This is a genomic window from Arthrobacter sp. 179 (assembly GCF_052379645.1).
GTDB lineage: Bacteria > Actinomycetota > Actinomycetes > Actinomycetales > Micrococcaceae > Arthrobacter_H.
The window spans coordinates 1-1225 of record NZ_JBQSYU010000058.1 but is presented as its reverse complement, the minus strand read 5'-3'; the positions used below and the strand labels follow the sequence as shown (position 1 = coordinate 1225).

The 1225-nt window shown below is 66.9% G+C and carries 1 protein-coding gene; it reads left to right on the top strand.

The annotated features are described in order from the left end of the window. Window positions 1-97: 97 nt before the first annotated feature. The coding region (locus ACT3UE_RS15745) for a DUF222 domain-containing protein (RefSeq protein ID WP_444567022.1) at window positions 98-1225 on the top strand (1128 nt) is incomplete at its 3' end.

Below are 1225 nucleotides of genomic sequence, written 5' to 3'. Positions count from 1 at the left end.
GGCTCTCTTTCCCCTCACCGGCCCGCTTCCGGGTCGTGTTCTGCACACCCCGGTGGCTGCCGTCCAACCTGTCGGTGGCAACTGGCACAGTGGGGTCATGGACGCGATCAACGAAGCAGTGTCGGTCAACGGGTGGCAACTCACCCGTCAGAGCGCCACGGCCGTTGACGGGTCCACCCGGTTCAAGGCCGCGGAAGCATTGGCCCGTTTCGCTGAAGCCGAGAAGTTCCGTGCCGCGGCCATGCTCCACGACGAGGCCCAAGAAGCGATAGATCCCCGTCTGGAAGCACTACAAAACCGGCCCGGGATGCGGATCTCGCTCCGGACCGGACGCATCGTGTCTTCCGCGGCCACCGATAGTGCCGCGATGGAAATCGCCCTGATCGCCGGGTTGTCCCCGGGCCAGGGACATCGGGTGTTGGATCAGGCCGAGACCCTGGTGATGGATACCCCCGAAGTCCTGGAGTCGTTGGCGTTGGGGCGTATCGGGGCCAGTCATGTCCAACGGATCCTGGAACATACCCACCACATCACCGCCGAACCACCGGCCTTGCCGGCCCGGGATGCGGACGAGGCCCGCAAGGAGGAGTTCGAACGCGACGTCGCCGCCGCAGCGGCCCGGGCCCGGGCCGATCGGCGGGACTTCGGGGCCGATATGTTGGCCATCGCTGCGGGGAAGTCGCCTACGCAATTGCGGGCCCGGGGCCGGCAGGTCCTGGAGAAGTATTACGGGTTTTCCTTCACCAAACGCTCCCGGACCGAGTTGCGGGACCGCCGGATCGAGCTGGAACAGGCCCGTGACGGGATGACGTGGTTCTCGGGGTATCTACCCACGGCTAGTTGCCAGGCGATCTTCGCGAAGGTCGATGCCATGGCCCGGCTGCTGAAGACCGACCCCGAAACGGCGGCCGCGGTCAGCCAGGCAGCAGCCCACGCCGCCGGGAACACCGGCCCCGGTCATGACATTGAGGAAGTGGCCCCGGGCCGTGTTGGGGAGCTACTTGGCCAGGGTGCTGCTGATCCGGCGCCGGGGGCCGGGGCCGGTGATGATGCCGGACAGTTTCGTACCTTGGATCAGTTGCGGGCCGATGTCTTCACCGACATGATGCTCAACGGTCCCCGGGGCCAGGGGTTGGAGACGGTGGACGCGCAGGTCTTCGTGACGATTCCGGCGACCATGCTTCCCGGAACCGAGGGCGGGCCCACCGGGATCGATCAGACCCCG